2 protein-coding genes (1 of these 2 running past the window's edge) are annotated in these 21934 nt (G+C 42.2%); both read left to right on the top strand.

Features of this window, described 5'->3' with window-relative positions; all coding sequences use genetic code 11:
* Window positions 1–2515, top strand: partial view of a non-ribosomal peptide synthetase gene (locus PCIT_RS15335; protein ID WP_010365655.1) — the final stretch only. The gene continues 9797 nt to the left of window position 1, outside the view; 2515 of the gene's 12312 nt are visible here — the last part of the coding sequence; its start codon lies off the left edge, out of view; its stop codon occupies window positions 2513–2515.
* Window positions 2515–21933, top strand: coding sequence for a non-ribosomal peptide synthetase/type I polyketide synthase (locus PCIT_RS15330; protein WP_192992812.1), 19419 nt, complete (start codon window positions 2515–2517; stop codon window positions 21931–21933). The genes PCIT_RS15335 and PCIT_RS15330 overlap by 1 nt, the downstream gene beginning before the upstream one ends.
* Window position 21934 lies beyond the last annotated feature (1 nt).

Below are 21934 nucleotides of genomic sequence, written 5' to 3'. Positions count from 1 at the left end.
TGATATTGCATATGTGATTTTTACGTCTGGGTCAACAGGTACTCCAAAAGGGGTCGTGATCTCACATCAAGGGGCAATAAATACGATAGATGCAGTGATCGATAGATTAGCTATGACAGCATCTGACAAAATACTGGCGTTGTCAGATTTGAGTTTTGATCTATCCGTTTTCGATATCTTTGGCACCTTAGCGATAGGGGGAACGATCATTTTCCCTGAGCAAGAAAACGTTAGAGATATAGCATCGTGGCGCAACTTAATTGAACAGTACGGAGTAACGCTATGGAACAGTGTTCCCCAGTTAGCAGGTCTGTTATTTGAAGAATATCATCTCAATGATATCGACAATCATAGCCTTCGCGCATTCTTGCTTAGTGGTGACAAGATCCCAATTACTTTGCCAAAGCAGTTAAAAGCACAGTTCCCACAAGCAGATATCTTGAGTCTCGGTGGCGCAACTGAGGGTAGTATTTGGTCAATTTGGCACGATATCACGCAAACAGATCCTAGTTGGAACACGATTCCATATGGTACAGCAATGCCAAATCAGGCAATGCTGGTACTTAATGATCTTGGTCAATATTGCCCATTTAATGTCATTGGCGAAATACACATTGCGGGTGAAGGTGTAGCGCTCGGTTACTGGCATGATGAGGAAAAAACACAGGCGAGTTTTTATCAACATCCTACTCTTGGCCGTTTGTACAAGACTGGAGATCTTGGGCGATTATTAGAAAACGGCAGCATTGAATTTGTTGGTCGTGTGGATACCCAAGTTAAGATCAATGGCTATCGAGTTGAAATGGGCGATGTCGAAAGCGCAATTCAACAATTGGACGGCGCAGAAGAAGTTGTTGTTCATGTTAACCGCAAAGATAGCAGCAACACTCTACTGGCCTTTATTAAACCAAGTGAATCTTTAACCTTTGCTGATGAAAAACTAGCGTTTAAGTTAGCACAGCATGGTGACCAAGTGACACTCAGTAATAATGCGACTAAGTTTGAATTACTGCAACCTGAGAGTGAGTTTGGTAATGCTCAGCACTATGAGCGTAAGAGTTATCGTGTGTTTGATGGACCAAGGGTAGATAAAATTCAGCTAGAGAGTGCGCTGCAAACTTTGTTGTCAGAGGACCAGGTTACAGTAAATAAAGTACCTGACTTCAATAGCTTGAGCCATTATTTATATGCGCTAAGTGCTGTGTCGGCGGACCTCAATGGGCTTCCGAAATATCGCTACCCTTCAGCAGGTACTTTATATCCGATTCAAGTTTATCTGCGTATTAACAGCGATGAATTGTCGCCTTTAGTACCTGGCGAATATTATTACGACCGCCGCCAGCATCAGCTAATTAAGGTTGCAGAGAATACACAGGCTTCGGATGAAACAGCAGTAGAAGTTTTCTTGGTTAAATCTCTTAGTGCTATTGAGCCAATTTATGGTGCCGCGAGTGACTTCTTATCGACCTTAGAGTGTGGCTATATCGAAGGTTTATTGCAGCGAGTTCGATTCCAAAACGAAAGCGATACTGAATGTGCGCTGTTTTATCAACGCGTTATTTCAGATAAGCCGCTGCAAGTTGCGCTGCAAGCTGAACAACATGTTGTCACTCAACTTAACTTCAAATCGGCAGCAGACGCCACGCAAAAAGCACCACCGCATGATTTTTATCTTTATGTGAAACACGATGAAATATCAGGGTTATCAGAGGGCTGGTATCAGTTGGTTGACAATAAACTGGTTGCACTGGATTGGTTGCCACTTACTGAAATCGATGCACTTGATGATAACGCGACAATATGGAACAACGCAGGTTTTGCAGTCTTTTTTGTCAGTGAAGGAGCGCAAGTGACCACGGCGCAATACCTTGATGTTGGTTCATGTTCACAACAACTCATGGAAGTGCTGTTAGAGCAAAGCATAGGCTGTTGTGCGTTAGGTGAGGTGCATAAACAACATAAAGCCCAGTTAGCTGAAATATTTGGTGAGTCTAAAGTCATTCATCATCTGGTCGCGGGCAGCATTAGCGATACTGCGAAATCAGATAAAGCGACATCAGTAATAAATCAAATTACTAAGTTGAATACATATTTTAGAAACAAAATAACAGCTCAGTTGCCCACTTATATGATGCCAGAGCAGCTTATTTTTGTGGAAGAATTTCCACTGTCTGCAAATGGGAAAGTAGACCGAAAATCATTACTGGAAGAGTTAGAGTCCAGTGATCTCAGTCACCGAGAAATTGTTGTTCCGACAAATGAACTCGAAATCAAATTAGTCAACCTTTGGGGGGAAATACTCAAAGTAGACGTTTCCACAATATCTATCTTCGACAGTTTTTTCCGTTTGGGCGGCAATTCATTACTGGCAATGCAGTTCATCAGTAACGTGAAGAAGTTATTTGATTTTACTTTGAATTTGGATGAGTTCTATAAGAAGCCGGACATCGCAGCAATTTCATTAATGATTGGTGATGAATCTAAGGAAGTAGAAAGAGAGGTTGGAGAATTATAATGAGTAAAATGGATATTTTTTATAAGCTGAAAGAAAGCAAAGTACTATTGTGGCTTAAGGAAGATCAAAGCATAGGATTTAGTTTTGATAAAAAGATAGGTTTTGCTGATACATTAAAGGCTTATGTTAAAGAACATCGAGCATTTATTATCGATGTTCTAAAAGAAAATGGCATATATTCAGAGCTTCAATCTGCGCAAATTCAAATATATAAAACACCATGTGTAGATAATAACTTTGCTCTTTCGAACATCCAAAAGGGAATTTTTCTACAAGCAAATTTAGATACTTTGGCATATACCTATAATGTACCTGTTTTTATCAAAGTACAAGGTGTAGAGCTGGCTGCGATAAACGCAGCCATCACTGAGTTTTTAAGTAAGCATGAAATGCTGCGTTTGGTTTTGAACTCAGGTGAATCCTGCCACTTGCGTGAAGCGTCTAGCTTCAAAATTAATCACTCGATTATTACTGAAGCTAGCTTAGAAAGTGAGTGTGAAGCGCGTTACAAAAAGCCATTTAACCTTTTAGATGATGTGTTAGTCCAAACTGAGGTGTTGGAGGTTAAAGACAGCGATAAGTTTATTGTCAACCTTACTCACCACCATATCTTATCTGACGCGTTTTCGGTTGGCGTTTTAATTGCTGACTTCTTTGCTTGTTTATATGGTGAGAAAACGCGAGAGGATGAATCGCTCCCTATTTCATATTTTGATTTTGAAAAATACCAAAGCTATTGTTTATCAACTGAAAAATATCAGCAAGGTAAAGAGAATTTAACCAGCAAGCTGTTACAAGCAAACGTTTTAAACTTATCTAGTAAGTCCAGTTCATTATTGAATAATAAGGCGGGCCTAGCTCAATTTCATATAAGCCCTGAGCAGCTTGGAGAGCTCAATGAAGCTGCTCTGAACGCAGGAGTGAGTTTATATGCAGTGCTGCTTACTGGTTTATACCATACTTTAAGTGTTTTCAGTGGCGGGCAATCTGGTTTTGCAATCGGGGTGACAGTTTCTAATCGTCCATTTGAATGTGCTTATAATATTGGCCCATTTATAAGTACGTTGCCATTCTTACCAAACTATCAAAGCAATGAAAGCGTTCTTGATAACTTAAAATGCTTTAATAGTGAAATTAACTACTTAAATGAACATCAACAGTTAAATTTGAATGTACTTTTAGATGGTTTGGCTGAGCGTGCTGAAGATATTTCAAAAATTATGCATGTAATGTTCACCATGCATAACTTCTCACAGCAAGATGATGGGAAAAATTACATTGAAGAGAAGCTGCTCAGTGTTGCTGAGGATATCGAGAAATTTGGGATATCATTCACCGCAAATAAGTCAAAAGACGGTATCCATTTTCATGTGAGTTATGACTTAAATAAATATAACGACAGTTATATTGCTTCGTTATTAAATGCTTACTCGGTATTTTTAACGTCAATTAGTACACATGTGAACGCTAACGATATTGGTAAGATACCGCTAGTAGATGTTGACGCTATGCGTGCAGCACAGCCTCAGTTGCCAATCATGCCATCACTTGATAGCGCATTTGAAAAACAAGTAGATTTAACCCCTAATGCTGTCGCGTTGAGTGATGCAGAACAAACATTAAGCTATCAACAGCTCAATGAGCGTGCGAATTGCTTGGCTCGCTATATAGTAGAAAACTGTCAGGTAACCCCGCAAGCGCCTATTGCATTGTGGTTTGATGGTTCTGTAAATACGATAGTAGCAATGTTGGCTGTTATTAAAGCTGGCGCATGTTATGTGCCACTTAGTACCAGTTTTCCAGCCGAAAAAATAAATTATGTTTTATCGCATACTGAATGTCAGTTGGTGTTGAGCCATACTCGGGCGACACTCCTGCAATCTGAGGTTAATACGTTAAATGTTGATGAACCAAGTTTGCTACAGCAGCTAAGTCAATACTCCTGCGAAAACTTATGTTTGTCTAATGATTCGGATTGCTTAGCTTATATAATGTACACATCTGGCACAACCAGTAACCCAAAAGGGGTTATGGTTGAGCAGGGTAATGTTTATTCATTAGTTAAAGATGCAGGCTATATTGATATTCGTCCATCAGATACTTTTCTGCAGCTCGCTGATATCGGGTTTGACGCAGCGACATTTGAAATATGGGGCGCATTATTAAATGGTGCCAAGCTCATCATACCGCAGGATAAAATCGCGCTTTTATCTGATATAGAAAAGTTCTCGCTACTGCTAAAAAATAACGACGTATCAATATTGTGGCTCACCAAAACCCTATTTGATCGCTTATATCTAGAAAATAAGCAGATGTTCTGTGGGCTTGAATATCTATTAGTGGGCGGTGAGGCATTAAATAAAAAGTTAATTCTAGAACTGGCGCAATCGGAATATAGTCCTGCTCACTTACTGAATGGTTATGGACCTACCGAAAATACGACTTTCAGTTGTACTTTCGATGTTATGAGCGAAATTATAGGATCACTAGGTAGCATACCGATTGGTAAACCATTCGCACACCGTTGTGCATATGTAGTGGATCAAAATGGTAACGAGGTTCCTGATTATGCCATTGGTGAGCTATATGTAGGTGGCGCTGGTGTGGCAAGGGGTTATTTGCATAATCGCCCATTGACCGAAGAAAAGTTTACCCATAACGACTTTGTGGTGCCGGTATCTGGCATTCAGGCTTTGCCAGTTCGAATGTACAAAACTGGTGATTTAGTTCGCAAATTGACGTGTGGAAACTTAGAGTTTATTGGTCGAGCTGATTCTCAAATCAAATTGAGAGGTTACCGCATTGAATTGCAAGAAGTAGAAGATGCTCTGCTCAATATCGGTGTTGTGCAACAAGTTTCGGTGATCCCCATGACTTTGGGCAGTGAAAGCACATTAATTGCTTACTGTGTTTGTAACACACAAGTGTCACAAGCGCAGATACGTGAATTGGTGAGCGAACGCTTACCAGCATATATGGTACCAGCGCAATTTATTATCTTAGAATCATTACCTCTGACGCAAAATGGCAAGTTGGATGTTGCTAAATTACCTTCTCCTGATTGGGATAATATGGCAGAGGAATATCAAGCGCCTCAAAATGAGATGGAAAATGCGCTACAAGCAATTTGGGCCACGGAACTTAACATTGATAGAGAAAAGCTAAGTTGTACGGCGGACTTTTTCGCTTTGGGTGGTAATAGTATTTTAGCCATTAGTGTGGCAAATAAAATCAATCAAGCTGCAGGAGTTTCACTAAGTGCCAGAGACATTTATGAGCATAAAAGTATTCGCCGTTTGGTATCAAAGACTGCGAATAAAGCGCCTTCGCAAAGCTATGAGCAATATGCGATCGAACCAAATCAAGTGGAAAGTGAGCAGTATTTACCGTTTCCGCTAACAAATGTGCAGCAAGCTTATCAATTGGGCCGTTATAGTTCATTTGGGCTAGGAAATATATCTACACATATTTATCAAGAGCATACTTTCCATGAGTTGAATGTTGGTAAACTTGAGCAAAGCTTAAATCGCTTAATCATACGCCACCCTGCGCTGAGAACGGTTTTCACTGAGTCAAGTCAACGCTTTTTAGCGGATGTTCCTTACTACCACATAACTGTGAATGACTTTAGTGAAAAGGCCCAACTTATTGAGTTTAGGAACGAGCTATCGCACAAAGTATATGATTCGGCTACTTTTCCATTGTTTGATATTGCGGTTAGCAATACCTCACAAGGAATTGTTCTGCATCTAAGTTTCGATGCGCTATTAATGGATGCATATAGTTTCAGAATATTTTTTGATGAATGGACGCAGTTATACAACGAGCCACAGCTCGCACTTTCGCCATTGGATCTTAGTTATCGAGATTACGTCTGCCGATTTGAGGAGATCCGTTGCTCTGACATGTATACCACCGCCAGAAACTATTGGGAAAGCAAATTGGCGGATTATAATTTTGAGATGAATTTACCTACGCTGGTTAATGCCAATAGCATTAAAGAGCCCAAATTCAGTCGAGCAAGTAAAATTATTTCACACGATACTTGGCAAAAACTAGAGCGAAAAGCTCAGCAGGCGGGAGTCAGTCCATCTGTTATATTTCTCTCAATTTACAGTGAGCTATTGTGTTTTTGGTCTGGCCAATCGTCAGTGTGTGTGAACTTAACGCTCTTCAATCGATTACCTATTCACCCCCAGATTAATGATATTGTTGGCGACTTTACGGTTTTAGAACTATTCAATTACAGTAAGGAGCGTGGTGCTGTTGCTGAGGTGTTTAATCGAACACACTTACAGTTGTGGAATGATATCGACCATAACTTGTTTGATGGTATGGATTTTCAGCGTTTAGCGCGTTCTAAAAATTCGGTCTCCGCTGAACAAGCTCTGGCTCCAGTGGTCTTTACAAGTCTGATTGGTAACACGGGTAAATCTAAAGGAGAATTAGGTTTTATTAATACCACTCACTTAGGCGAAACATTCTCTATAACGCAAACTTCACAGGTTTGGCTTGATAATAAAGTCTACGATCATGCTGATGGCATTGTGGTTGAATGGGATTTTGTAGAGCAGTTATTTGATCACACGCAAGTTGTAGCAATGCACGGCTATTATTGTGAATTATTAAATACGATTGCAGATCTAGACTGGTCTACTGCCACATTGCCGACCCCTAAAGTGTCAACAGCGGCACTTAATTTGATTGCTGAAGCCAATACAGCGACTCAACCGCTCAGTGATGACACCTTATTCGGCCGTTTTGAGCAACAGGCTCAAGCGCATGATTGGCATGAGCAAATTGCCGTCATTGAAGGGTTTACAGATACGCAATATAGCTATGGTCAATTGCTTGATGACTCACAGCGTCTTGCGCGCTACCTTGCACACCATGGTCAGCAGGATGACTCACAGCTTATCGGGGTGTTAGCGGAGAAAGGGTACGGACAAGTCGTCTCTACTTTAGCGGTGATGAAGTCTGGTCATGCTTATTTGCCATTGCATGTTGAATGGCCTGTAGGTCGTTTGGACACGGTATTACAGCAAGGTCAAGTCAGCACATTATTGGTGTCTGCGAAGCAATTTGCTTGTGAAGAAATTCAAGCAAGACTGGCGGGTAAATACACCTTATTGGTCATCGAAACATTACTGGCAGAAATGAGTGGAACATGGAGCGAAGCCCATTTACCACACGTCAATGCGGACGACTTGGCCTACGTTATTTTCACTTCAGGTTCAACAGGTGTACCAAAAGGGGTGAGTATCAGCCATCGTGGCGCCTTGAACACGATTGATGCGGTAAACCAGCGCTTTAATATTGACGGCAACGATAGTGTCTTAGCGCTATCAGAATTGAGCTTTGATTTGTCAGTCTATGACCTTTTTGGCTTGTTGGCGGTTGGGGGGCGTATAGTTTTCCCAGTGCAAGAGAAGAGCAAAGATCCGAGCCATTGGCTGGACTTGATAACGCGTTATCAAGTGAGTACTTGGAATACGGTTCCCCAATTGGCAGGCTTGTTAGTTGATGCAGTGAGCCAATCAGCAGGGACACTTGCGTCATTACGAACAGTGTTAATGAGCGGAGATTGGATCCCCACCAAACTGGCAGACGAACTGGGTGTACTTGCGGAGCATGTCACCGTGATGAGTTTAGGCGGGGCAACAGAGGGCAGTATTTGGTCGATTTGGTATGAAATAACACGGCCAGTGCCAGAGCAATGGAATAGCATTCCTTATGGGGTTGCGATGCCGAACCAGCAAATGTATGTGCTGAATCAAGATGGTGAGCATAGTCCAGTGGGCGTGATAGGAGAGATCCACATAGGTGGCGCCGGTGTGGCACTCAATTACTGGCAAGACAGTGAGCGTACAGCAGAAAGTTTCTTTAGCCATCCACAACTAGGTCGTTTGTATAAAACGGGAGATTTAGGGCGTTGGCATGGTGATGGCTACATAGAATTTGTAGGTAGAAAAGACAATCAGCTGAAATTAAGAGGATATCGTGTAGAGCTAGGCGAGATAGAGCATGCACTCAATCAAGTAGCAGAAATAAAACAAGCCTTAGTGTTAGCGAAAGAGGACAGTGCTTTAGGTAACAAATACTTAGTCGCGTATTACGTTGCAGCTGAAGCGTTAGAAGAAACGGCATTACGGGCACAGCTGCAACATGAATTACCGGAGTATATGTTGCCTTCAGTATGGATCCACTTAACGACATTGCCTTTAACGGCAAATGGCAAAGTGGACATAGCAAACCTGCCAGATACCGAACATTTATTAGCGCGGGAATATGTCGCCCCGCGTACAGATTTGGAACGTGATATCAGTGAATTGTGGGCAAATGCGCTGGGCTTGCCACTAGAGCAAGTGGGAGTTGAGGATGAATTTTTCAACCTAGGTGGCGATAGTATTATCAGTATTCAGCTGAGCAGTAAATTAAGACAACAATTGGGTGTAGCGTTAACCATCCAAGATATTTTCACCCACAAAACAATCGCAGGACTAAGTTCAGAAATCGCCCGTAAACAAGACAGTGCTCAACTCGAATTAAAAACGGAGCAAGGACGCTTGGCAGGGAACTTTGACTTATTGCCAATTCAAGCTTGGTTCTTTGCTAATGACTTTGCAGTGCCAGGACATTGGAATCAGGCGTTCCTATTGTGCACACCAAAGTTAGATATGGCGCGTTTAGAAGCATGTTTGGCGCAATTGGTAGAGCAACATGATGCTTTTAACTTACGCTTTTCTAGTGCCGAGCAGCGTTATGATAGCGATGCGAAAGTAGAGCCACTGCGCATATTAGATGTGAATACGTTAGGTCAACAAGGCAGTGAGTCTTTTAATGATGCATTGCAAGCGACGTTAACCGAATGGCAAAGTGGTTTTGATATAGCAAAGGGGCCGATATACAGCTTGGGGTATTTACATGGTTTTGAGGATGGCAGTGCACGGGTGTTCTTTGCATTACATCACTTAATAGTAGATACGGTAAGTTGGCGTGTTTTGGCAGAAGACTTACAGTCATTGTACGAAGGGCAAACATTACCACCGAAATTGAGTAGTTACCGACAGTGGGTGCATCAAATCAGCGCGTTGCAAAAAGAAGCACAAAATGAACTGGCCTTTTGGCAGGATATGCAACAAAGCTACCATTTTGAGCCTTTGATTCGCTTAGCACAAAGACAAGAACATTCAGTAACTAATGTAACATTTGACAGCGAATTTACTCAGCAGTTAATCACTCAAACTAATCAGGCCTATCACACGCAAATTAATGATGTATTACTTGCAGCTTTAGCCTTTGCTTTGCGCGACATAACGGGGCAAGCAACTCATCATGTTATGATTGAAGGTCACGGCCGTGAACATATTGATGAAAGCATCGACATAAGCCAGACCTTAGGATGGTTTGCAACGCTTTACCCTGTAAGCTTGCAAGTAAGCGATTCCATATCACATTCGATCAAATCGATTAAAGAAGGTCTGCGCGCAATCCCAAATAAAGGTCTGAGCTATGGTCCGTTAATTGGTTATGCGGGAGTGAGTTCGCCTGCGATTCGTTTTAACTATCTTGGTCAAATGAATGAGACTAAGAGTCCGAGTAATTGGACTATTGAGCTGCAAGGGTGTGGAGAAACAACATCTAAGGACAATCAATTCAACAACATCATTGATATGGGGATGGCAGTTGTAAACGGTACATTGCAACTTGAGCTTCAAACACTACTCAGTGAAGATAACGCAACACATTTCTTGCGAACCTTTGAGCGTATTTTAAGAGATATCGTAAAACATTGTGTAGAGAAAAGTAGCTCAGAATATACCGCCAGCGATTTTGCTGCAGTTAGCAGTGAGGCAGATTTGCAAAATATGCCGTTACTGCCATATCGTGAGTCTCAAGATGATTGGTTTGAAATGACTGAAATACAGAAGGTGTATTTGTTGGGTCGTTTGGCTAACTATGAAATAGGTAACGTGTCGAATCACGTTTATCATGAATATTATTATGATCATTTGGACAGTAAAAAGTTAGAAACCGTTGTAAATAAAGCCATTGCGGTTTACCCCGTGTTAAGAACGGTGTTCTCTTATGAGAGGCTACAACAGCGTTTTCTAGCGGTTGCTGATACGCCTTATTACCATATCAAAGAGCATGACTTCACTGACCGTGACATTAACCCTGATGATGTAGATATTGTGCGCTCTAAATTATCGCATAAGGTGTATGACCCAGAACATTTTGCCCTGTTTAGTTATGAAGTATCTAAGTTTAGAAATGGTGTGGTATTGCATATTAGTACCGATTTGATCTTACTGGATGCACACAGCCGTCAAGCACTATTTGAAGTTGTTGATCAGGCTTATCGTGAGCCAAACTATGTGTTCCAGGTGCCGTCAATTACCTTTGCGGATTATCAAAAGTATTACCAACTTTTAAGACAATCTGATTGGTACGTACAGGACAAGCAATATTGGTTAAACAAAATTCCCAATATGCCGTTACGTCCGGAGCTACCATTTTTGGTAGCCCCTGAGACCGTCGAATATCCTAAGTTCACCGAACATACCATGTATGTCGACAGTGAAACATGGAATAAATTCAAAGAACGTGCTCGCCAATATGATGTTTCATATTCCTCAGTTCTATTGAGTGTTTATGGTGCTGTTTTGTCTTATTTTTCTGGCCATAAAGAGTTTTTAATTACCATGACGCTCTTCAATCGCTACGAAATACATCCAGAAGTCAATCAATTATGGGGTGATTTTACTAGTACAAATTTGTTCCACTACCAAGATTTTGGCAAGAATTTACTGCAAACATTACTTAATACTCACAAACAGATGTGGGCTGATATTGGACACTCTTTATTTACAGGTATGGATGTTCAACGTGAGTTTGCAAAACGAAACAAACTTGATATCAGTAAAGCCGTTTCACCTATCGTATTTACCGGTCTCGTCGGTAGCTTATTTGATGATCTAGAAAATAATCAGTACCTAGAAAGCAGTGAAAGAACGTCGGAGAGATTTTGGAGTGGCCAAACCTCACAAGCTTGGATTGATTTGCAAGCGATAGAAGTCAATGGTCAATTTATGAGTAAGTGGTTGTATGTAGAGCAGCTCTTTAGCCCAGAATACATGGCTGAGCTGAACCACATGTACTGTGCTTTGATAACACATTTGGCAGGGCATGATTGGGAGCAGCCTGTAGATATCTTCAAGTTACCAACTGCTGATGCAGCTATCATTGCCGAAGCCAATGCAGCGACTCAACCGCTCAGTGATGACACCTTATTCGGCCGTTTTGAGCAACAGGCTCAAGCGCATGATTGGCATGAGCAAATTGCCGTCATTGAAGGGTTTACAGATACGCAATATAGCTATGGTCAATTGCTTGATGACTCACAGCGTCTTGCGCGCTACCTTGCACACCATGGTCAGCAGGATGACTCACAGCTTATCGGGGTGTTAGCGGAGAAAGGGTACGGACAAGTCGTCTCTACTTTAGCGGTGATGAAGTCTGGTCATGCTTATTTGCCATTGCATGTTGAATGGCCTGTAGGTCGTTTGGACACGGTATTACAGCAAGGTCAAGTCAGCACATTATTGGTGTCTGCGAAGCAATTTGCTTGTGAAGAAATTCAAGCAAGACTGGCGGGTAAATACACCTTATTGGTCATCGAAACATTACTGGCAGAAATGAGTGGAACATGGAGCGAAGCCCATTTACCACACGTCAATGCGGACGACTTGGCCTACGTTATTTTCACTTCAGGTTCAACAGGTGTACCAAAAGGGGTGAGTATCAGCCATCGTGGCGCCTTGAACACGATTGATGCGGTAAACCAGCGCTTTAATATTGACGGCAACGATAGTGTCTTAGCGCTATCAGAATTGAGCTTTGATTTGTCAGTCTATGACCTTTTTGGCTTGTTGGCGGTTGGGGGGCGTATAGTTTTCCCAGTGCAAGAGAAGAGCAAAGATCCGAGCCATTGGCTGGACTTGATAACGCGTTATCAAGTGAGTACTTGGAATACGGTTCCCCAATTGGCAGGCTTGTTAGTTGATGCAGTGAGCCAATCAGCAGGGACACTTGCGTCATTACGAACAGTGTTAATGAGCGGAGATTGGATCCCCACCAAACTGGCAGACGAACTGGGTGTACTTGCGGAGCATGTCACCGTGATGAGTTTAGGCGGGGCAACAGAGGGCAGTATTTGGTCGATTTGGTATGAAATAACACGGCCAGTGCCAGAGCAATGGAATAGCATTCCTTATGGGGTTGCGATGCCGAACCAGCAAATGTATGTGCTGAATCAAGATGGTGAGCATAGTCCAGTGGGCGTGATAGGAGAGATCCACATAGGTGGCGCCGGTGTGGCACTCAATTACTGGCAAGACAGTGAGCGTACAGCAGAAAGTTTCTTTAGCCATCCACAACTAGGTCGTTTGTATAAAACGGGAGATTTAGGGCGTTGGCATGGTGATGGCTACATAGAATTTGTAGGTAGAAAAGACAATCAGCTGAAATTAAGAGGATATCGTGTAGAGCTAGGCGAGATAGAGCATGCACTCAATCAAGTAGCAGAAATAAAACAAGCCTTAGTGTTAGCGAAAGAGGACAGTGCTTTAGGTAACAAATACTTAGTCGCGTATTACGTTGCAGCTGAAGCGTTAGAAGAAACGGCATTACGGGTACAGCTGCAACATGAATTACCGGAGTATATGTTGCCTTCGGTATGGATCCACTTAACGACATTGCCTTTAACGGCAAATGGCAAAGTGGACATAGCAAACCTGCCAGATACCGAACATTTATTAGCGCGGGAATATGTCGCCCCGCGTACAGATTTGGAACGTGATATCAGTGAATTGTGGGCAAATGCGCTGGGCTTGCCACTAGAGCAAGTGGGAGTTGAGGATGAATTTTTCAACCTAGGTGGCGATAGTATTATCAGTATTCAGCTGAGCAGTAAATTAAGACAACAATTGGGTGTAGCGTTAACCATCCAAGATATTTTCACCCACAAAACAATCGCAGGACTAAGTTCAGAAATCGCCCGTAAACAAGACAGTGCTCAACTCGAATTAAAAACGGAGCAAGGACGCTTGGCAGGGAACTTTGACTTATTGCCAATTCAAGCTTGGTTCTTTGCTAATGACTTTGCAGTGCCAGGACATTGGAATCAGGCGTTCCTATTGTGCACACCAAAGTTAGATATGGCGCGTTTAGAAGCATGTTTGGCGCAATTGGTAGAGCAACATGATGCTTTTAACTTACGCTTTTCTAGTGCCGAGCAGCGTTATGATAGCGATGCGAAAGTAGAGCCACTGCGCATATTAGATGTGAATACGTTAGGTCAACAAGGCAGTGAGCCTTTTAATGATGCATTGCAAGCGACGTTAACCGAATGGCAAAGTGGGTTTGATATAGCAAAGGGGCCGATATACAGCTTGGGGTATTTACATGGTTTTGAGGATGGCAGTGCACGGGTGTTCTTTGCATTACATCACTTAATAGTAGATACGGTAAGTTGGCGTGTTTTGGCAGAAGACTTACAGTCATTGTACGAAGGGCAAACATTACCACCGAAATTGAGTAGTTACCGACAGTGGGTTAAATGCATTGTGGATTATGAACAGCAAAATCGTCAAGAACTTGGTTATTGGCTTGATATCATGCATCGTACCGAAGCATTGGGCTTAACCCATAGTGGAGATATTACTGATGGTGAAGTAGTCATAAGTACAGAGCTTACTAACTCATTGTTACATCAGTGTAATAGGCCTTACAACACGCAAATAAATGACCTTTTGCTAAGTGCATTCGCACATGCGTTAAAAGATCTGAATGGCAAATCAATTCACCATATATTACTTGAGGGTCATGGCCGTGAAGTGATTGATAGTGAATTAGACATTACCAACACGTTAGGGTGGTTTACCTCTCTTTATCCTGTGGAGCTCGTTGCACAAGCTACTTTGACAGAGAGTATCAAAGGCAATAAAGAAACTCTGAGAGCAATCCCAAAAAATGGCTTAGGTTTTGGTACTTTGGTTGGTTATTGCCATGCGCAATTACCAAATATTAGTTTCAATTATCTCGGACGTCTCGACCGGACGCATAAAAAGGCCTGCTGGTTTATTAGTGATGAACAAGCTGGTGTCACAATATCTCCCCTAAATGGCTTTAATAACGATATCGGGGTAGTGGCCTTTGTACAAAACGAGCAATTATATTTGCAAATTTATACCCAATTTGGCCAGGCGATAACTGCTCAATTGTGTGATGCCGTCTCACAACATTTGCATAATTTAATAAAACAGTGTCAAGAACTTAAAGCTGTTGAATACACCAAGAGCGACTTTGTCAATGTGACCAATGAAAATGATTTGGCGCAATTACCCTTAGTCAGTAACCCTGACAAACGTGATTGGTTTGAAATGACGGCGGTTCAACGTGCTTATTTGGTCGGGCGCTTAGCGAACTATGAGATCGGTAATATTTCGAATCATATCTACAATGAATATTGTTACCGCGTTCTAGATGTTGAATCTTTACAGCGTGCTTTAACGCATTTGATTGAACAATATGATGTGTTAAGAACCGTATATTCATTTGAACGTTTGCAACAAAAATGTTTGGGTATCAATGATGTAGAACCATACATAATTAAAACTAATGACTTTAAAACAAAGCCCAGAAGTGAAGCCGTATTAGATCAAGTAAGAGAACGTTTATCACACAAAGTCTATGATGCAAGAACGTTCCCACTATTTACTTTTGAAGTATCACAATTTAGCGATTGTGATGTGCTGCATATTAGTATCGACCTGATCTTATTAGATGCTCAAAGTCGACAAGCAATGTTTGTTGAAATGGACAAATTATATCGTGACCCTAGTTATCAATGTCAGCCTCCAGAAGTGAGTTTTAAAGATTATCAGGAGTATTTCAAACATCTGACAGATTCTCAGTGGTATCAAGCTGATAAAGCTTACTGGATGGAAAAAATTGAAAATATGCCATTACGTCCAGAGCTTCCTTTCTTGGTAGCACCTGAAAGTATTAGTGAGCCTAAATTCTCAAATCATACTTTGTATGTTGAGCGTGATGTATGGTTGAAGTTTAAAGAACAATCAAGACGTTACGGTGTTTCTTACTCCTCTGTATTGCTAGGTGTTTATGGTGCGGTCCTATCTTATTTTTCAGGGTTCAGAGACTTTCTGATCACCATGACCGTGTTTAATCGATACGCAATACATGAAGAGGTCGGCAACCTTTGGGGGGATTTTACGAGTACTAACTTATTCCACTTTACTAATTTTGGGAAAAATATTCTGAAGACTCTACAGAACACCCACGATGTAATGTGGAATGATGTGGAACATTCCTTGTTTAACGGTATAGAGGTACAGCGAGAGCTTGCTCGACGTCATCAACTCGACGGTAATAAAGCCGTTTCTCCAATCGTATTTACAGGCATAGTAGGTAATCTGCTTGATCAAACCGAGCAATCTTTGTGGTTGGATGATTCTGAAATCGTTGCGCAAAGGGATTGGAGTGCACAAACCTCACAGGCTTGGATTGATTTGCAAGCGATAGAAGTCAATGGTCAATTTATGAGTAAGTGGTTGTATGTAGAGCAGCTCTTTAGCCCAGAATACATGGCTGAGCTGAACCACATGTACTGTGCTTTGATAACACATTTGGCAGGGCATGATTGGGAGCAGCCTGTAGATATCTTCAAGTTACCAACTGCTGATGCAGCTATCATTGCCGAAGCCAATGCAGCGACTCAACCGCTCAGTGATGACACCTTATTCGGCCGTTTTGAGCAACAGGCTCAAGCGCATGATTGGCATGAGCAAATTGCCGTCATTGAAGGGTTTACAGATACGCAATATAGCTATGGTCAATTGCTTGATGACTCACAGCGTCTTGCGCGCTACCTTGCACACCATGGTCAGCAGGATGACTCACAGCTTATCGGGGTGTTAGCGGAGAAAGGGTACGGACAAGTCGTCTCTACTTTAGCGGTGATGAAGTCTGGTCATGCTTATTTGCCATTGCATGTTGAATGGCCTGTAGGTCGTTTGGACACGGTATTACAGCAAGGTCAAGTCAGCACATTATTGGTGTCTGCGAAGCAATTTGCTTGTGAAGAAATTCAAGCAAGACTGGCGGGTAAATACACCTTATTGGTCATCGAAACATTACTGGCAGAAATGAGTGGAACATGGAGCGAAGCCCATTTACCACACGTCAATGCGGACGACTTGGCCTACGTTATTTTCACTTCAGGTTCAACAGGTGTACCAAAAGGGGTGAGTATCAGCCATCGTGGCGCCTTGAACACGATTGATGCGGTAAACCAGCGCTTTAATATTGACGGCAACGATAGTGTCTTAGCGCTATCAGAATTGAGCTTTGATTTGTCAGTCTATGACCTTTTTGGCTTGTTGGCGGTTGGGGGGCGTATAGTTTTCCCAGTGCAAGAGAAGAGCAAAGATCCGAGCCATTGGCTGGACTTGATAACGCGTTATCAAGTGAGTACTTGGAATACGGTTCCCCAATTGGCAGGCTTGTTAGTTGATGCAGTGAGCCAATCAGCAGGGACACTTGCGTCATTACGAACAGTGTTAATGAGCGGAGATTGGATCCCCACCAAACTGGCAGACGAACTGGGTGTACTTGCGGAGCATGTCACCGTGATGAGTTTAGGCGGGGCAACAGAGGGCAGTATTTGGTCGATTTGGTATGAAATAACACGGCCAGTGCCAGAGCAATGGAATAGCATTCCTTATGGGGTTGCGATGCCGAACCAGCAAATGTATGTGCTGAATCAAGATGGTGAGCATAGTCCAGTGGGCGTGATAGGAGAGATCCACATAGGTGGCGCCGGTGTGGCACTCAATTACTGGCAAGACAGTGAGCGTACAGCAGAAAGTTTCTTTAGCCATCCACAACTAGGTCGTTTGTATAAAACGGGAGATTTAGGGCGTTGGCATGGTGATGGCTACATAGAATTTGTAGGTAGAAAAGACAATCAGCTGAAATTAAGAGGATATCGTGTAGAGCTAGGCGAGATAGAGCATGCACTCAATCAAGTAGCAGAAATAAAACAAGCCTTAGTGTTAGCGAAAGAGGACAGTGCTTTAGGTAACAAATACTTAGTCGCGTATTACGTTGCAGCTGAAGCGTTAGAAGAAACGGCATTACGGGTACAGCTGCAACATGAATTACCGGAGTATATGTTGCCTTCAGTATGGATCCACTTAACGACATTGCCTTTAACGGCAAATGGCAAAGTGGACATAGCAAATCTGCCAGAAGTTGCAACAAAAGCTAAAGCTCAAATTTTGCCTCGCAACGAGCTTGAGCGTTGTATTAGCAAGGTTTGGAGTGACGTTCTTGGCGTTAACGAAGATCGTATTGGAGTTGATGACAATTTCTTTGACCTCGGTGGTAACTCTATTTTGATGATCCGCATGAAGTCTCGTTTGGAGGTTGCACTACCAGACAAGAAATTTGAGTTAACAGATTTATTCCAGTACACCAATATTCAAACTTTGTCAGCGTTCTTTGATGGCTCAAATGTTCAACCATTGCACAGCGATGTTGATGTTGAACAATCAGCGAACTTTGCTTCAAGTAGTCAAAATGTTGAACGAGACATTGCTGTTATTGCGATGAGTGGTATGTTCCCACAAGCAAATGATGTTGATGCATTCTTGCACAACATTTTTGCCGGAGCGCAAAACATCGAGATCCTTGAAATTGCACGTTGTGAAAAAGAAGGTGTACCAGCAAGTTTCGTTAGCCATCCTGATTATCGTCCAATTGGTGCCAGAGTATCAGGCCTAGACGCATTCGATCCGAATTTTTGGAATTTGTCGATGAATGACGCGAAGTTTATCGACCCTCAAATTCGAAAGTTCCTCGAATGTTCGTGGCAGGCTATTGAGAAATCAGGCTACATCAAACAACGTAAGGATCTCTCTATCGGCGTTTATGCTGGCATGAGTGACAGTAAGTATAGTGAAAGTCGCATTCATGGTAACAAAGCATTGAGTGAGAGCTTAATGACTTTTGGTACTGCACATCTCAACGAAAAGGATTATCTAGCAACAAGAGTAAGCTATTTACTAGGCCTCACAGGTCCATCATTGAACATTAATACCGCTTGCTCGACATCACTTGTAGCTATCGCTGAAGCATGTAAAAACCTTATTTTTGGTGAATGTGATATTGCATTGGCAGGGGGAGTTTCATTACCAATGCCTGAAAATCATGGTTACATCCATCAAAATGGTGGCATTTTCTCTGAGTCAGGACAGTGTCGGACGTTTGATGCAGATGCCAGTGGCACAGTAGGCGGTGCTGGTGTTGGTGTGGTTGTACTGAAGCGACTCAGTGATGCCCAACGTGATCGAGACAATATCGTTGCTGTTGTAAAAGGGTATTCGGTGAATAACGATGGCGATCAGAAAGCGGGCTATATGGCACCAAGTATTTCTGGTCAAAGTCGCTGTATTTTGGATGCACAACGCAAAGCGAATATAACTGCTGACAGCATTGCTTATGTAGAATGTCACGGCACCGGAACTAAACTTGGTGATCCAATTGAAATTGCGGCATTGCACAGTGCGTTTTCAAACAATTCGACAGCGGGGGATTATCGCTGCGAATTGGGCGCAGTGAAAGCGAATATAGGCCATGCGGCCAGTGCCGCCGGTGTTGCTGGATTTATAAAAGTGTGTGGCATGATGCGACATCAGATCATGCCGAAACAAATCAATGTTACACAGGTTAATCCGGTAATTCAGCTTGAAAAAACGCATTTTAGTATTCCAACGCAGAGCAAACCTTGGCTGGTAGAAGGAGATAGAGTAAGGCGTGCAGGCGTCAGTTCGTTTGGTTTCGGTGGTACTAATGCGCACGTTATTTTAGAGGAATATCGACGTGAAGAACATGCCGCGTGTGAGACTGAGTCAGACTGTTTTATGGCGTTCCCCATCAGTGCAAAAAGCGAAACTTCGGTTCGCTGTTACAGTGAGGCATTGGCCCAATACTTAGAAAACCATGAGGTGCCACTTGTCGACCTAGCTTATAACTTGCAACATCGCAAGGAACAATTTGATCAGCGACTGGTTATTTGTGCAAAAGACAAAGCGTCACTATTGTCTTCGCTACGCAGTAACATTGAGGTCACGGCACACTCTACTAAACCAGCAAAATTAGCATTTATGTTTTCTGGTCAAGGAAGCCAATACAGCAACATGGCACGTTCACTATATATTGCTGAACCAGTATTTAAAGAAACTGTTGATTACTGCTGTGAGGTGTTATCAGCAATAACGAAAACTAATTTCGCCAATGTGCTTTTCAAAGCACAAAACGACACAAAAATGTCACTTAAGGAAACACGTTGGAGCCAACCTGCTTTATTTACGGTGTCTTATGCGTTGACTAAGTTACTGAATCATTATGGAATTAAGCAAAATGCAATGATTGGTCACAGTATCGGTGAGTATGTTGCTGCAACGTTGGCTGGAGTGTTTACACTCGAAGATGCATTGTTTGTTGTAGCAAAACGTGGTGAATACATGCAAAAAATGCCTGCGGGTGCAATGATAGCGGTGAGCGCATCGAAAGAGAAAATTGCTGCATTGTTATCTGCAAATGTGTCGATTGCTTTATATAACTCGAGTCAACACCTCGTACTATCAGGTTCAGAAAATGCGATTCGTGACTTTAAGCTGATACTTAACGAACAGGCAATACAGCATGTTGATCTACACACTTCACATGCTTTTCATTGTTCTTTGATGGAGCAAGCTGCGCTGCAATTTGGCGATTTATTGTCAAATATAACTTTGTCGACGCCAAATCAGGCATTTGTTTCAAATGTGACCGGCGAGTTGGTAACCGCAGAGCAAGTGACCAGTGTGCAATATTGGGTTGAACATCTAATAATGCCGGTACAATTTGAAGCGGGCCTTAACACACTCATCGCACAAAATGAGCCGGTTATTTTCATTGAAATGGGGCCAGGTAAAGTGCTTTCAACTTTTGCCGCTGTGCAAGGTGCAAACTCAGGTAAGGTGAGTTTTATTAACACTTTACCAGCGGCGGATAAAGCTCATAATCAAGATGATGCGCAATATTTTTATGAAGCAGTCGGTAAACTTTGGAGCTTAGGTTATTGCTCAGAGTTGATAATAACGGGTGTAGCACAAGAACACGTGAAGCCAGTTATTGACTTGCCTACTTACCAATTTGAAACAGTAAGCTGTTGGCTACCTTTACCAAAGGCAAGCCACAGTGAAGCCAGTACTGCACGGAACGTCACCGATATAACAGGGTTGAATATTTGTGATAAATCACTAACGGAGAGCGAAAAATACGTGGCTCAAGCTTTCCTAAGTATTTTGGGAAATGAAGATATGAGCGCCGATGATAGCTTTTTTGACTTAGGTGGTAACAGTCTGTCAGCGCTCAGACTGACTTCTCTGTTGCAAAATATCTTTAATATCGATATCTCCTTAGCGATATTGACCCAGTATAACTCGGTTAACTTATTAGCACGGTTCATTGATGGGCAAAAGTCTGGGTATAGAACGTTAGTAGATATGAATAGTGCGACTGCGCATGCACCTATGTTTATGTTTCATCCTGGGATTGGTGGATGTGAGGTTTATGCGAATTTAGCGAAAACGCTTAGCCATCAATATCACTGTTATGGGGTTGATTCCTACAATTTATTTCATGACGAGAAGATCACAGAGCTTGAAGAATTAGCTGCGTATTACCTGTCGCACATAGATACAGTTATTAAGCCAAAAGACGACAATGAGTATCACCTGCTTGGTTGGTCTTTAGGTGGCACTATTGCATTAGAGGTTGCAGCTCAATTGGAATTAAGAGGCTATCGAAATGTTAAGGTATATCTTCTTGATACAATTATTGATGACGAATTTATGAAAGAACTTAAGGCGTCAAATCGCTATTTAGCCACTTTAGAACGTGACTATGAAAACTACATGTCTGACAGTGGTTTTAGCGCGCGCGATATTGCTTGTCGGTTACCTAATCTCGCTTTAGCAACGCAGTTTGAACGTAGTCGTCTCTCAGCCAAATTACAGTACAGCAAGGTTCTGTTGCTTAAGGCTGATCAAGTTGATAACGCCATGGAGAATAATCAGTTATTGAGTTTGTTCTCTCACGCAGTAGCTTTGCAAGACAGTAACATTGGACAGCTGTTAGAAAATCCGAGTTCGCAGTTAACGGTAGTTAACTTAACTGATAAGCATCACAACAATGTGTTAGCTGCGGATAAATATATTAATCAATGTATAGCTGAGATGGATATACATCAATCACAAGACACAACAAATATTGTGGAGAAAGTTTAAA

This window comes from Pseudoalteromonas citrea, from assembly GCF_000238375.3.
Lineage (GTDB): Bacteria > Pseudomonadota > Gammaproteobacteria > Enterobacterales > Alteromonadaceae > Pseudoalteromonas > Pseudoalteromonas citrea.
Note: the sequence above shows the minus strand (reverse complement) of the source record. Positions and strands in the feature narration are given on the sequence as shown.

What these genes read in the sequence shown, in the direction of transcription:
- PCIT_RS15330 (WP_192992812.1), top strand. Translation starts at nt 2,515, where the DNA reads ATGAGTAAAATGGATATTTTTTATAAGCTGAAAGAAAGCAAAGTACTA.